Origin of the sequence: Vibrio sp. B1FLJ16, from assembly GCF_905175385.1 — a bacterium.
GTDB lineage: Bacteria > Pseudomonadota > Gammaproteobacteria > Enterobacterales > Vibrionaceae > Vibrio.
The window spans coordinates 111921-125912 of the sequence record NZ_HG992749.1 but is presented as its reverse complement, the minus strand read 5'-3'; the positions used below and the strand labels follow the sequence as shown (position 1 = coordinate 125912).

General features: G+C 45.7%; 12 protein-coding genes. 4 read left to right on the top strand and 8 right to left on the bottom strand.

Annotated elements, in window-relative coordinates; translation table 11 throughout:
* Positions 1-52: 52 nt before the first annotated feature.
* The gene (add, locus tag KHN79_RS00610; RefSeq protein WP_182009875.1) at positions 53-1057 is read left to right on the top strand and encodes an adenosine deaminase; all 1005 of its coding nucleotides are present in this window, start codon (positions 53-55) and stop codon (positions 1055-1057) included.
* Positions 1058-1154: 97 nt separating this feature from the next.
* Here add and hemN read toward each other — a convergent pair whose 3' ends face one another.
* The 5 genes from hemN to KHN79_RS00585 all read right to left on the bottom strand — a co-directional run bounded on the left by hemN (position 1155) and on the right by KHN79_RS00585 (position 5866).
* On the bottom strand, positions 1155-2546 hold the full coding sequence (gene hemN, locus KHN79_RS00605) for an oxygen-independent coproporphyrinogen III oxidase (RefSeq protein ID WP_182009876.1): 1392 nt from the start codon (positions 2544-2546) through the stop codon (positions 1155-1157).
* Between the two features lie 239 nt (positions 2547-2785).
* Entirely contained in the window at positions 2786-3274 is a 489-nt protein-coding gene (locus KHN79_RS00600) for a DUF2489 domain-containing protein (protein ID WP_182009877.1), read from the bottom strand.
* 7 nt (positions 3275-3281) lie between these two features.
* On the bottom strand, positions 3282-3824 hold the full coding sequence (yihI, locus tag KHN79_RS00595) for a Der GTPase-activating protein YihI (protein ID WP_182009878.1): 543 nt from the start codon (positions 3822-3824) through the stop codon (positions 3282-3284).
* Positions 3824-4462, bottom strand: a complete 639-nt coding sequence (locus KHN79_RS00590; protein WP_182009879.1) for a class I SAM-dependent methyltransferase — start codon at positions 4460-4462, stop codon at positions 3824-3826. Before KHN79_RS00590 ends, yihI begins: the two co-directional genes overlap by 1 nt.
* Before the next feature lie 786 nt (positions 4463-5248).
* On the bottom strand, positions 5249-5866 hold the full coding sequence (locus tag KHN79_RS00585; protein ID WP_182009880.1) for a c-type cytochrome: 618 nt from the start codon (positions 5864-5866) through the stop codon (positions 5249-5251).
* A gap of 159 nt (positions 5867-6025) precedes the next feature.
* Between KHN79_RS00585 and yihA the strand changes: the two genes are divergently transcribed.
* Both yihA and KHN79_RS00575 read left to right on the top strand, forming a co-directional pair.
* Positions 6026-6682 (top strand): ribosome biogenesis GTP-binding protein YihA/YsxC, encoded by a 657-nt coding sequence (gene yihA / locus KHN79_RS00580; RefSeq protein ID WP_182009881.1) that lies wholly within the window; start codon positions 6026-6028, stop codon positions 6680-6682.
* A gap of 503 nt (positions 6683-7185) precedes the next feature.
* The gene (locus tag KHN79_RS00575) at positions 7186-7596 is read left to right on the top strand and encodes an SPOR domain-containing protein (protein ID WP_182009882.1); all 411 of its coding nucleotides are present in this window, start codon (positions 7186-7188) and stop codon (positions 7594-7596) included.
* Positions 7597-7976: 380 nt separating this feature from the next.
* Here KHN79_RS00575 and polA read toward each other — a convergent pair whose 3' ends face one another.
* From polA to hemB, 3 genes are all read right to left on the bottom strand, one after another.
* On the bottom strand, positions 7977-10772 hold the full coding sequence (gene polA / locus KHN79_RS00570) for a DNA polymerase I (RefSeq protein WP_182009883.1): 2796 nt from the start codon (positions 10770-10772) through the stop codon (positions 7977-7979).
* A gap of 613 nt (positions 10773-11385) precedes the next feature.
* Positions 11386-11820 carry a GNAT family N-acetyltransferase gene (locus KHN79_RS00565; protein WP_182009884.1) on the bottom strand — a complete coding sequence of 145 codons (435 nt, stop codon included), beginning with the start codon at positions 11818-11820 and terminating at the stop codon, positions 11386-11388.
* A gap of 139 nt (positions 11821-11959) precedes the next feature.
* The gene (gene hemB, locus KHN79_RS00560) at positions 11960-13021 is read right to left on the bottom strand and encodes a porphobilinogen synthase (RefSeq protein WP_182009885.1); all 1062 of its coding nucleotides are present in this window, start codon (positions 13019-13021) and stop codon (positions 11960-11962) included.
* 184 nt (positions 13022-13205) lie between these two features.
* Here hemB and KHN79_RS00555 point away from each other — a divergent pair, with 184 nt between their 5' ends.
* On the top strand, positions 13206-13970 hold the full coding sequence (locus KHN79_RS00555) for a TatD family hydrolase (RefSeq protein WP_182009886.1): 765 nt from the start codon (positions 13206-13208) through the stop codon (positions 13968-13970).
* Positions 13971-13992 lie beyond the last annotated feature (22 nt).

Below are 13992 nucleotides of genomic sequence, written 5' to 3'. Positions count from 1 at the left end.
TCACAGATAATGTTTGGGGCTTGTTCCTGTTCTAACTATCCGGATCGACATAATGATAACTAAGAATCTTCCTCTCACTGATTTGCACCGCCATCTTGACGGTAACATTCGTACTAAGACCATTCTTGAGCTTGGCCAGAAGTTTGGTGTTGCTCTGCCTGCGTACGACATCGAATCTTTAACTCCACACGTTCAAATTGTCGAAGCGGAACCTTCTCTTGTTGCTTTCCTTTCTAAGCTTGACTGGGGCGTTGCCGTACTTGGTGATTTAGACGCATGCCGCCGTGTCGCTTATGAAAACGTTGAAGACGCACTCAACGCTCAGATTGATTACGCAGAGCTGCGTTTCTCACCTTACTACATGGCAATGAAACACAAACTGCCAGTTGCTGGTGTGGTGGAAGCCGTTGTTGATGGTGTTCAGGCTGGTATGCGTGATTTCGGTGTGAAAGCTAACCTTATCGGAATCATGAGCCGTACGTTCGGTACCGATGCGTGCCAACAGGAGCTTGATGCCATTCTTAGTCAGAAGGACCACATTGTGGCCGTTGACCTTGCCGGTGACGAACTGGGCCAGCCGGGTGACCGTTTTGTTTCTCACTTTAAACAAGTAAATGATGCTGGACTTAACGTCACCGTGCACGCTGGCGAAGCCGCTGGCGCAGAAAGCATGTGGCAGGCAATCAATAAGCTAGGCGCAACACGTATCGGCCATGGTGTAAAAGCGATTGAAGACCCTAAACTGATGGATTACCTGGCAGAACACCGCATTGGTATTGAATCTTGCCTGACATCAAACATCCAGACCAGCACAGTAGAATCGCTTGCGAACCACCCACTGAAACAATTCCTCGAACACGGCGTACTGGCGTGTCTTAATACTGATGACCCGGCAGTGGAAGGTATTGAGCTTCCTTACGAATACGAAGTTGCAGCACCAGCAGCAGGTCTGAGTCAGGAGCAGATCCGTCAGGCACAGATTAATGGCCTTGAGCTGGCGTTCCTGTCAGACGCTGAGAAAACAGCGCTGAAAGAAAAAGTAAAAGATCGCGTTTAATTGCGCGTAAAAATACAAAAAATGCCAGTATTTGCTGGCATTTTTTATGTTCATACCAATCACAGTAAATAAGTGATCAGAAATAGCGAAGTAAAAATTAGATAACCCGCGAAAACTGCTGCTGTCTAGCTTTTGCACGCAGGTATTTATCGAAACTCATACAGATATTACGGATCAGCAGACGACCACGCAGCGTTACACGAATTTCGTTATCATCCACTTCCACCAGCTCATCGTTGATGAAGGTTTGCAGTAACTCTAAATCTTCTCTGAAGTACTGGCTGAACTTAACCTTAAACTCTGCCTCAATGGCTTTTTTATCCAGTTTAAAGTTACATATCAGTTGCTTGATAACTTCACGACGGAGTAAATCATCCGCGTCCAGAGAAACACCTTTCCACAGAGCATGGCGAAGATCGTTCACCTGAGCATAGTATTTCTTTAGCTCTTTTTGGTTCTGTGCATAAGCGTCACCAACCATTGAGATCGCAGATACACCGAAACCAACTAAATCACATTCGCCCTGAGTAGTGTAACCCTGGAAGTTGCGATGCAACACTCCTTCACGTTGTGCCACTGCCAGTTCGTCATCTGGCTTAGCAAAGTGGTCCATACCGATAAACTGATAGCCCGCATCCGTCAGCGTCGCGATGGTATCTTGCAAAATCGCCATCTTTTCTTCAGCCTGTGGCAGGTCTTCATCTTTAATCTTTCGCTGAGCGGCAAACAGCTGTGGCATGTGGGCGTAGTTAAATACCGACAGACGACCCGGTTGCATTTCCAGCACTTTTTCTAGTGTATTAGCAAAAGAATCTTTGGTTTGTTTCGGTAAGCCGTAGATCAGATCTAGGTTTGTCGAACGGAAGCCAAGCTCCTTCGCACGAGCCACCATATCAAAAATGAACCCTTCATCCTGTTCACGGTTTACTAACTGCTGCACTTCTTTGTTGAAATCCTGAACACCGATGCTCAGGCGGTTGAAGCCTTCACCACGCAGGTGATCCAGCATGGTAAGCTCAATTTCACGCGGGTCGACCTCAATGCTGATTTCTGCATCATCACTGAAGAAGAACTCCTGGCGTAATAAGTCCATCACGCGCGAGATCTGCTTTTCAGACAGGAAGGTTGGTGTACCACCACCAAAATGGAGTTGGGTTACAGTGCGGCCAACCAGTAGTGAAGCACGCTGACGAATTTCGTGCTCAAGCACATCAAGGTATTCATCTGCTTTGTGCGAATGACGGGTTATAACCTTATTACAGCCACAGTAGTAACACAGCTTATGACAGAACGGAATGTGGACGTACAACGACAATGGGCGATCCGGGTACTGAGCACAAGCCATATCATAATCAGAAATGGTAAATGCTTCATGAAACTCCAATGCAGTCGGGTAAGACGTATAGCGAGGACCGGAATAATTGTACTTATCCAATACTGCTTGATCCCAAACGATTTGCTGTTCCGATTCAGTGTGTTGATTCGACATGGTGGTACTTTCCGTTAAATACTAGGGCAATGAAAACCGTCGCCCAATAATCAGAGCCGTTATTTTGCCATACGATAAAGACAACCGCGGCAATACCTTTTGGCTTTTTAATTATAAAACCAAAGAAGTGCTAGCGTGATCACGATAACCCCAGCTGTCTTAAGGACATAACTGGGGTAATTTCTAAAGCAGTCAAAATGAAGACTCAGTGTCTAACCGCCAACTTGGTCAGAGACGGGTTAGATCATCTGAATATTAATTTGATTATTCAGCGGCTGGACGTTTTTCTTCAACAATTTGAGCTCTTCAACAATCGTCTCTGTTAAGCGGCTTTCAGCTTTCTGACGAGCTAAATTTTGTTGCATACGCTCTTTCTTAGCAAGTTGCTGGCGATCTTCACCACGCGCCATATCTTTTACAATATGGTAAAGCTCAGAAATTGCAGGATACGTTTTATCGAAATCGATGCGTTCTTCACCCTGAACGTAGTCCATGATGCAGTAGACACGAATACTGATTTCCGACAAATCGCACTGGCCCTGAATACCCGCCTGACACAAGGTATGCACATTATCAAAAATGTTGGCATTACGTTTTTCGATAGCCAATTTTTGATGCTGCAGCTGCAATTCCTTTTGCTTTTTTAACTGAAGCAGAAGGTAACCTGCATAAGAAGCCAGAGCGATAATAATTACCGCCCCTGCCGTTGCTAATAAGGTTACGTTCATAACTCAATTATCCTTTGTAGTCATCGAAGTTGATGTCATCGAAGTCTGCAAGCAGATCATCGTCATTACGAGGACCTTTCTCTGCTGGTGCGGTGAAGTCTTCCTCTTCTTCCGGTTCTAGCAGACCAAGCTGACTCATCAGCTTCTCAATACGATCCAGCTTCTCATCAACGTACTTCTGCAGACCAGTACCCAGATTTTCACCCGCTTCGATACGATCCAGCAACACGTTTAACTGCGCGTCATTTTCCAGCATCTCCAGCTCTTGCTCTGCAGATAAACGACGCTCTTGCTTAGTCATTTTCTTCGCAGGCTCAACAATCAGAGGGATCTTCTTCTTGCTGCCTAAGCGAGGATCGCGGTTTTGAGCAGCTGCGTGTTTCTTCTGCTCGTTCGCCTCCGAATTACGGTTACCGGTTTTCAGACCTTTGCGTTTTTTCGCACGCTTGCGCAGGCGGCCTTCAACGTCCGATTCTGTACGGTTACGAGTGACAATAATATCAGGTGCGCCTGCAGCGCCCGGCTTTCTAGATTTTTTACTACGGCTCATTACTGGGTTTTCCTCAGTAAAATTACATCATTACCTATAAATTCAAGTTCGAGCTTATCCCGCTCAGCCAGGAACCGGAATGTATCACGGCTAAAGAACACCACATGCGTCGGGTCATTCTTATAGTGCCATGACTGAAATGCTTCTGCGTCGATAACCATCTTCGTCATCAGACCTATCCAGCCCCCGGGCTTAACTAAATTCAACCATTGCTTCCACACCATATCTGGGTGGTAGAGGTGTTCTATCACCTCTGTTGCTGTCATGAAGTCATACTGCGTTTCTAACACCGATGTATCAGGGTGATAGTAAATATCGTACAACGCCATGGTGTGACCTACTTCTTCTAGCATCAGAGAAAGTGTCGGTCCCGGCCCACAACCAAAGTCGATTCCGTTCGATTGTGGTGAAATTCGCGCTGTAATCGGATCAGCAATCCGCGACAGAAAACGTCGGTATCCGATATCTTCTGGATTGTTCTCATGCAAATCATAGTGAGCTTTTTCAGTATCTGCATCCAAACGTTGGTCTGGATTTACAAACACCAAACAGCACTGCTCACATTGAAGGTACTCGCGTCGCTTATCTTCAAAATAGTGGTGAGTGTGCTGACTGTGGCATAAAGGACAGGTATGCATGCTGACTTCCTCAAACAGGGATGCGAAACATACCAGAAACTAGACTTATATTGGAGTGCTATTGAGTGTTTTTTCAGCAGTTTTTGTTAAAAAAACTGAATAAGGCCGCCAGACGAAACCACACACTGACGTCAGAGGTAAATTTACCGCGCTGATGATATAAAAAAAGCGGCAGTTAAACTGCCGCTTTCTAATGCCAACATATGAGGCGAAATCGTGTTGCACGCATTAAGTGCCCCAAGAATCCTTTTGTTTTTCGAGCTTTCCCTGCGAAAGTGTTGTTCTTCATCTTCCTGATGAATTCTGGCTATCCATTTACTTCCTGTCTACTGGGCAACTTCCTGTGCCTGATCCCTTTCACTGTCTTAACCGTCAGACGAGATGACCATCCTTATCCGACAGGCTCCTTGCCTGCCCAAATCCTTTTTCACTTGCCAAGCATTCCTAGCCTGAGTCCCTGAGACCGAAACCTTGGCCTGTATTCCTTTTGCTCACTCCCTGTGAACATTTGCTACTTTACGCCGATCAGAACGACTCTCAAGCCAACGCCAGAAAAAATATCAGACTATTTTTTAGACACAAGGAAAAGAACAACTTAATCATAAAGTTAAAACCAGCAACGAGAAAAAGACACTAATTAGTATGGCGAATGTCTTACAAACTGCCGAGCCAGATCTCTACTTGCCCCCTAAATCCGGACGTGATCTGCATCACTAACAAAAATGCCCCAACGATTTCGCTGGGGCATTTTTGCAAAAAATTGCTCGAACTATGTAGGGGTATAAATTAGTGCAGACCGCCAACGTACTTCGACAGAACTTCGATATCTTCGTCTGTCATTTTCTTCGCGATGTCACGCATCATGGCATTCATATCGTTACCACGGCTACCATCACGGAATTTAGTCAGCTGAGCTTTAATGTAGTCAGCATGCTGACCAGAAATTTTAGGGAACCCTGAAAGCTCAGTACCGTTACCACGCGCACCGTGACAAGCAATACATGCTGTCAGACCACGCTCAGCGTCACCGGCAGTGTAAAGCACTTTACCTTTTGTAACGACATCTTCAGGCGTCGAGTTCTCTGAAATCGGGAGAGAAGCGAAGTATGCAGACAGATCCGCGATGTCTTCATCGCTTAGCGGCATTGCCATACCACTCATGACCGGATCGTAACGACCCTGCTTACCACCACTTGTCATACCTAACTTAAGATCTTGTAGCTGTTTCTCAAGATACTTAGCGTGTTGGCCTGCTAGTTTAGGGTACATTGCGATTGCACTGTTGCCATCTGCACCATGACAGGCGACACAGGTTTGGGATTTTGCTTTACCAGCCTCAATACTACCTTGGGCCCATACTGAGCAGCTGGCTAAAACACTCAAAATTAGCGCTAATTTCTTCATGACATTCCATTATAATTATCAAGCTTCCAGTACCACGGAATGTGAACATACCGTGTACACTCATGGTACAATAGGCGACCTTATGCCGAGCACGGTTATTTTACACATTTTCACAAAAAAGTAATCAATCGACTACACAAAGTCGAGATGGAGTTAACAGTGAGCGTAAAAATTCATTACCAAAACACGCATTTCATCACCAGCGCACCCGATATTCGTCACCTGCCGGAGGACGAAGGTGTCGAAATCGCGTTTGCAGGACGCTCAAACGCTGGTAAATCGAGTGCACTTAACCGTCTGACTAACCAAAAGAGTTTAGCTAAGACGTCAAAGACACCGGGTCGTACCCAGTTAATCAACCTTTTCAAAGTAGAAGAAGGTTGCCACATCGTCGATCTACCAGGATACGGATTTGCTCAAGTCCCAATCGAGATGAAAAATAAGTGGCAGAAGTCGTTAGGTGAATACCTGCAGAAGCGCGAGTGTCTGAAAGGCCTTGTGGTTCTGATGGACATTCGTCATCCGATGAAAGATCTCGACCAGCAAATGATTTACTGGGCTATAGACAGCCGTATTCCAGTGCAAGTACTGCTGACCAAAGCCGATAAACTTAAGAGCGGAGCACGTAAGCAGACGCTACTGAAAGTGCGCAAACAGGTTGAAACTTTCGGTGGTGATGTCGATGTTGACGTATTCTCTTCACTGAAAGGTTTAGGTGTTGATCAGCTACGCGCGAAACTGGATACCTGGTTTGCGCCAGCGTTTGCACATCTGATTGAAGAAGAGTCAGAAGCACCAGAAAGCAGTGAAGAATAATTAACGAAGACTATTTAACAAGCTTTGTTAAATTTTTCGACCCAGCCCTGCCATTCCGGCGGGGCTTTTGCTTATCTTACGCGGATAAAAATAAAAAATCCCCACCTTCCTGGCAGGGATAACGGGAGAGAAAACGTAGTAATTATTGTTATGCCACAAAGCATTGCCGAACTTTTGAATGATTTCAATAGCATGAGATACGTGACTTTCGTAACTCAGCGCCTCACCCGACACCCCAACCAACAACAAAAATCTTTATATTCAACACCTTGAAACACGAACTCCACATTTTTAGCTCACTTAGTTTCTTGCGAGAATAAATCATAGTGTGATTGTAATAAATTTACACAGCGTACAAGCCAGCGCTCTTAGCTACTCAGCTTGTAATGAAAGTCTTTGGCACAGTACTCGGAATCGGCATTTTCAGGCAATCCTGACATGATTTCTGCCTTCTTTTTAGTAATGTGTTGCTATAAGCAGTCATTTATTAATTAGAGAAAATTATGAAGCTATCTAAAGTCACTCCCCTATTACTTAGCATAGCCTTGGCGGGATGTAGTATTGCACCCTCTCCAACCCAGGAAGCACAGTGCGTAGGTGTAATGACTTCCCAGGATGCTTACGGACATATGAATCCCAACCACTTTACAGTTCAGGTATTAGCGCTTAAGCAGGAAGCGGATGTTCAGGAGTATATTCGTCATATTGAGCCGAGCTACCCTGTATGGGTAAACTGGAAATCAAGCCGTGGGACTCGTTGGTATGCAGTGACAGCAGGAGACTTCAAGACTAAAGATGAAGCCTATCGCGCAATTCAGAAGCTGCCTCACAACGTACGTCAGTCTGAGCCATTCATATTGAGCTTCGAACAGATGAAAAAGCAACAAGAGACCAATGTGGTCCGTATGCGCTAAAAACACATGCGCAAAAACAAGAAAGGGAAGCCAATTGCTTCCCTCTTTACATATTCAAAAACAGAAAATAGCTTGAGCTGAAAATTTTCTTTCGCCCAATAAAAAACGCCCCAGTCAAAAACTGACTGGGGCGGCTGAATCAGCCTAATCCAATAACGTGAAACAAAAGGTCTGAAAGATAGAACATCTTACCTCTGTACCCTACGAGAGTTAATGTACAACAATTGGTCATAATTGAAAAGTACTTTTGTAGTTTATTTTCATTAAGGTTTTATTAAATGACAGTAAACCGCAGAAAAGCCTAGCTTTATTTATCGCACAAAAAAGCCAGCGTTTGTGCGCTGGCTCATAATAAATTGACTAAATTGCTTTAAAAATGACTAGTGAGCCTGATCCCAGCTGTCACCATGGCCTGCTTCTGCAACAAGAGGCACTTTCAGCTCAGCCGCTGATTCCATCAATTTCTGTACTTTACTTTCAATTTCGGACAATGCTGACTCTTCCACTTCAAACACCAGTTCATCGTGTACTTGCATCAGAAGCTTCACCCGGCCATTGCCTTCAGCCTGAATCCACTGATCCACCAACAGCATCGCTTTCTTGATGATGTCTGCCGCGGTACCTTGCATTGGTGCGTTAATCGCAGCACGCTCTGCCGCTTTGCGACGCATACCATTGCGCGATTTGATTTCTGGCAGGTGCAAACGACGACCGAAGATGGTTTCTACATAACCCTTATCAGCGGCTGCGCTACGCGTGTCTTCCATATACTGCATTACGCCAGGATAACGCTCGAAGTACTTATCCATGTAGGTTTGAGCCTCTCCACGTGGAATACCCAGCTGCTTAGCAAGGCCAAATGCACTCATACCGTAGATAAGACCAAAGTTCACCGCTTTCGCCCGACGACGCTGTTCGCTCGATACTTGATCAATACTCACGCCCATAATTTCAGCCGCTGTAGCCGCGTGAATGTCTTTTCCATCACGGAACGCGTCAAGCAGCGCCTGATCACCTGATAGGTGCGCCATGATACGCAGTTCAATTTGCGAGTAGTCGACTGCTAATATTTTGTAGCCGGTAGGTGCGATGAATGCCTGACGAATACGGCGGCCCTCTTCATTACGAATTGGAATGTTCTGCAGGTTTGGATCAGTCGATGACAAACGACCTGTCGCCGTAACCGCTTGATGGTAAGAGGTATGTACACGACCTGTGGTTGGGTTGATCATCTTCGGCAACTTATCTGTGTAAGTCGACTTCAACTTAGCCAGACCACGGTATTCCAGAATCAGTTTTGGCAACGGGTAATCCAATGCCAGCTCCTGCAATACTTCCTCATTGGTTGACGGCGTGCCAGACGGAGTCTTCTTAACCACAGGTAAGCCCATTTTTTCAAACAGGATCGCTTGCAGCTGTTTCGGAGAGTTCATGTTGAACTCTTGCTCAGCAATTTCGTAAGCTTTTTTCTCAAGTTCTTCAAGACGGGCCGCGATTTCGACCGACTGGGCACCCAGCTTCATGTCATCAATCAATACCCCGGTACGCTCAATACGGGAAAGTACCGGAACCAGCGGAATTTCGATCTCTTCATAAACCGATTTCAGTTTGTCGTCTTGCTCAATATTAGCGAACAGACGGTTATGCAGGCGAAGTGTCACATCTGCATCTTCCGCCGCATAAGGAGAAGCCTGATCGAGTTCGATTTGGTTAAAAGTCAGCTGATTTTTGCCCTTACCGGCAATTTGCTCAAATGAGATACAGCTGTGCTGAAGGAAACGCAGCGCCAAGCTGTCCATGTCATGTTTACCGCCTACACTGTTGTAAACGTAAGAAGCGAGCATGGTATCGTGCTTAATGCCCTTCATCTCAATGCCGTAACGAGCCAACACAGAAGCATCATATTTGAGGTTCTGACCAACTTTGGCTTGTGCTTCATCTTCAAGAATTGGTTTTAGCTGCTCTAGTACCCAATCACGATCTAATTGCTCTGGCGCATCCAGGTAATCGTGCGCTACCGGAACATAAGCAGCGATGCCTTCATCAGTTGCAAACGACAGGCCGACCAGATTCGCCACCATGTAGTCAAGACTGTCGGTCTCGGTATCGAAAGCAAACAACTCAGACGCTTTTAGTTTCTCCAGCCAAGCGTTAAAAGACGCTTCGTCTAAAATCGTTTCGTACTGACTGCGATCAATAGTTACTGCTGACGTTTCCATCTCTGCATGAGAAGAAGCAGATGATGCAGCCTGAGAAGATCCGGCCATCTCTACCGCTTCCACTGCACCAGAGCCGCCTTCTAGCAATTCGTTCAGCCAGGATTTAAAGGTCAGCTGACCATAAAGCTTAATCAGTTCATCTTTGTTTGGCTCTGCTTTTAGCAAAGATTCCGGCGTCTCTTCCAGTTCCACATCCAGCTTGATGGTAGCCAGTTCGTAAGACAACATCGCATTGTCTTTGTTGTCGACCAGCTTCTTCGCCATGGTTTTAGATCCGCGGAAACCCAGCGGAGCGATATCATCTAAGTTTTCATACAGCTTAGTCAGACCGCCGATACCCTGTAGTAATGCCGTTGCGGTTTTATCACCAACACCTGGTACGCCAGGAATGTTATCGACTTTATCGCCCATCAGTGCGAGATAATCGATGATCAGCTCAGGTGGAATACCGAACTTTTCAATCACACCTTCACGATCCATCACTACGTTGGTCATGGTGTTGATCAGGGTGATGTTGTCATCCACCAACTGCGCCATATCTTTATCACCAGTACTGATCAATACAGGCATGCCTTTTTGCGACGCCTGGTACGCCAGAGTACCAATGACGTCATCAGCTTCAACGCCGGGAACACAAATTAATGGCAAGCCCATCGCACGAATCACGTCATGCAGAGGTTCAATCTGGCAGCGAAGATCATCTGGCATTGGCGGACGATTTGCTTTGTATTCTGCATACATATCGTCACGGAAGGTTTTACCCTTCGCATCAAAAACCACCGCAATACGTTCAGACGCAAACTGACGCATCATACTGCGTAACATGTTTACTACACCGTAAACGGCGTTGGTTGGGATATCACCGTTACTCATCGTGCCAGGGTAGGCGTGGAAAGCGCGATATAGGTAAGAAGAACCGTCGATCAGAATCAGCGGATTTTCAGGAATACTTGCCATAATTGTCTGTATCCAAGTCAGTACTTAATAGATCTGCCTAGAATGCCATGACTGCTGATCTGAATCTATCCTGTTCGCTCGATCCAGATCGCGGAAATATTTCGAGTGGATACGCAAAACAACCACCACCCTGTGGATAACTCTGTTTATAGTATTTATCCACTGGTTATCCCAGTCGAAAGGTGACAAGAAAATATCAAGATAATTCATTGTAATTAAAGTATTTATTTCCAACAAGCGAAAAAGATCGACGATCTTAAAATGATCATCCTGTGTGGACAAGTTATATTTCGTGGCGTCAAATGAAATCGCAGAAAAGAAAAAAGCGACCCTATTGGGTCGCCTAGCAGAAGTGGTGAAGCAATTTTTATTAAGCTGCTTAACCAAGAAGCTATAAATTACACTGGAAGCAATGTGAGCAATGTCGTGTCAAAAAGAGTTCGTACAAGTTCGGAGAGTATGTTTCATTATCTTCTCAACATCTGTTAATCAACTTTTGTTAATAGGTAATTCAACGTCCCTGTGAACTTTTCCTCATTCCCTAAGACAGAATTAATAATAATGATTCTCATTTGACAGTCAACAGTTAAATGAGAAAAAATCTCATTTATTTTCACAGTGCTTTAATGAAATGTACTCTGGACTCACGAAGATTCACTTTTTCCTCAAACTTTTCAATGAGGTAACCATTTCTCAATAATAGTCTGAGCATAGCGGGAAACTGGTTACGCGACTTCACTTTAAGCGTTTTATAACCTTGTTCGGCAACCCACTCTTCCTGTGCTTCTAACAGCATCTGTGCCACGCCTTCTTTGCGGGCTTGCGGCGCAACACCACCAAACCAACTGTAGAAGGTATCTTCATCCAGTTCATAGCCAATTTTAAAGCCGACAACGGCACCGTTCTTTTCCGCTACCAGAATCAAACTATTTTTATCGCCAAGCCGCTGTGCCATAGACTCCATTGTTTCTCCATTGGCAAACTCTTTCACATGAGTTACCACCTGAAGTGCCTCTTCCAACGTGCCTTCACGAATCAGCATTGTCATTGTTATCTCTCCAGAAATTTAATACCCAAGCACCTTGGACTGCCGCTATTTAATTAGCCTTAATTGATCCGCCAGAGGTTACTTGGGTATATACAGACGAACAACTATTGTCGGTCTGGTTTTTCTCACTAAGCAAGAATTACTCTTCTGTCGCTTCCTGAGGCATATTTAGGTGTTGAGCTGCCTGAGCATTTTCTTCCGCTAACCACTGTGCAACATCTTTAGCAAAGTAAGTCAGAATGCCATCAGCGCCTGCGCGTTTAAAGCAAAGCAGTGACTCCATTACGGTCTCACGCTCGTTTAACCAGCCATTAAGAATCGCGGCCTTATGCATTGAGTACTCACCTGACACCTGGTACGCAAACGTAGGAACCTGAAGCTCAGTTTTCACCCGGCGAACTACATCTAAGTATGGCATACCCGGCTTCACCATCACCATGTCTGCACCCTCATTGATATCCAATGCTACTTCGTGAATCGCTTCATCAGTGTTTGCCGGATCCATTTGGTAGTTCTTCTTATTACCACCTTTAAGGTTAGATGCAGAGCCAACCGCATCACGGAACGGGCCGTAATAGTTCGACGCGTATTTTGCAGAGTAAGCCATGATTTGTGTATGAATGTGGCCCGCTTCTTCCAGCGCTTTACGGATCTCGCCGATACGCCCATCCATCATATCCGATGGCGCAACCACGTCCGCTCCAGCTTCTGCATGAGACAACGCCTGCTTCACCAGGACTTCTGTCGTCTCATCGTTCATTACATAGCCGTCTTCATCAATGATGCCGTCTTGGCCATGGGTCGTAAAAGGGTCCAGTGCCACATCAGTGATCACACCAATTTGCGGAACATGCTCTTTAAGCGCACGCACTGCACGCTGAACCAAACCTTCAGGATTGTATGCCTCTGCTGCACATAAGCTTTTCGCATCCTGATTTACGACAGGGAAAAGCGCGATGGCAGGCACACCCAGATTCGCAAGGTATTGCGCCTCTTCAAGCATTAAATCAATAGACAGACGCTCTACACCCGGCATGGACTCTACGCTTTCGCGACGATCTTTACCCATCAGAATGAACATCGGGTAAATCAGATCATTAACAGAAAGTTGGTTTTCAGCCATTAAACGACGGCTAAAGTCATGCTTACGTAAACGACGCATACGGCGTGCAGGGAATGGACCTTGAATTGATACAGACACCATTTTCTCCTTGTCTGGACGGTTATGATGATCAAATCATCTGATGGACAAAATCATATCACTCTTGATGCACCTTGCGAGTGACAATCGAGAAAAAGGCACGGAAAAAAACTGAAAATGACCCAGCACTCACACTCAAGTATACTTCTCTGAGCACTAAGACAACGAAGTACAGAGACTAACCATGATCGATACCCATGCGCACATATACGCCAGCGAATTTGATAATGACCGTGATGAAGTAGTAAAACGCGCCTTAGAACAAGGCATTAGTAAGATTTTGCTGCCGAATATCGATCTGGATTCGATTGAACCTATGCTGCAAACTGAAGCGGCTTATCCCGACGTCTGTCATTCAATGATGGGGCTTCACCCTTGCTATGTGGACGGCAATGTCGAGCAAACGCTGGAAATCGTTCGGGGCTGGTTTGAAAAACATAAATTCATCGCTGTGGGTGAGATAGGCATTGATCTGTACTGGGATAAAACCTTCCGCGCCGAGCAAGAGATGGCATTTATCACTCAGCTCAACTGGGCGAAAGAGATGGATTTGCCCGTTGTGATTCACACCCGTGATTCGATTGAAGAAACTCTCACTCTGCTGCGTCAGGAGCAAGACGGACGTCTGCGCGGTGTGTTCCACTGCTTTGGTGGCAGCATCGAAGAAGCGCAAGCTATTAACGAGTTAGGCTTCCATCTCGGTTTAGGTGGTGTTTCGACCTTTAAAAACGGCGGCATGGATAAAGTCATTCCACACCTTGATATGCAGTGGGTCATTCTGGAAACAGACTGCCCTTACCTGGCACCCGTGCCGCATCGCGGAAAACGTAACGAACCGGCTTATACCTCTTTAGTTGCTCAGCGCGTTGCAGAGTTGCGCGATATGTCGGTTGAAGAGGTGGACGCGCTGACCACGAAAAATGCAGAGTCTTTGTTCAATTTAAGCTGAACTCGAGAAACCAGTTGCTACA

Bases quoted from the DNA above. Each gene is read 5' to 3' on its own strand.
- KHN79_RS00565 (WP_182009884.1), bottom strand. From the start codon at position 11,820: ATGACAATGCTGATTCGTGAAGGCACGTTGGAAGAGGCACTTCAGGTG.
- KHN79_RS00555 (WP_182009886.1), top strand. From the start codon at position 13,206: ATGATCGATACCCATGCGCACATATACGCCAGCGAATTTGATAATGAC.
- KHN79_RS00585 (WP_182009880.1), bottom strand. From the start codon at position 5,866: ATGAAGAAATTAGCGCTAATTTTGAGTGTTTTAGCCAGCTGCTCAGTA.
- KHN79_RS00590 (WP_182009879.1), bottom strand. From the start codon at position 4,462: ATGCATACCTGTCCTTTATGCCACAGTCAGCACACTCACCACTATTTT.
- KHN79_RS00600 (WP_182009877.1), bottom strand. From the start codon at position 3,274: ATGAACGTAACCTTATTAGCAACGGCAGGGGCGGTAATTATTATCGCT.
- add (WP_182009875.1), top strand. From the start codon at position 53: ATGATAACTAAGAATCTTCCTCTCACTGATTTGCACCGCCATCTTGAC.
- KHN79_RS00575 (WP_182009882.1), top strand. From the start codon at position 7,186: ATGAAGCTATCTAAAGTCACTCCCCTATTACTTAGCATAGCCTTGGCG.
- polA (WP_182009883.1), bottom strand. From the start codon at position 10,772: ATGGCAAGTATTCCTGAAAATCCGCTGATTCTGATCGACGGTTCTTCT.
- hemN (WP_182009876.1), bottom strand. From the start codon at position 2,546: ATGTCGAATCAACACACTGAATCGGAACAGCAAATCGTTTGGGATCAA.
- yihI (WP_182009878.1), bottom strand. From the start codon at position 3,824: ATGAGCCGTAGTAAAAAATCTAGAAAGCCGGGCGCTGCAGGCGCACCT.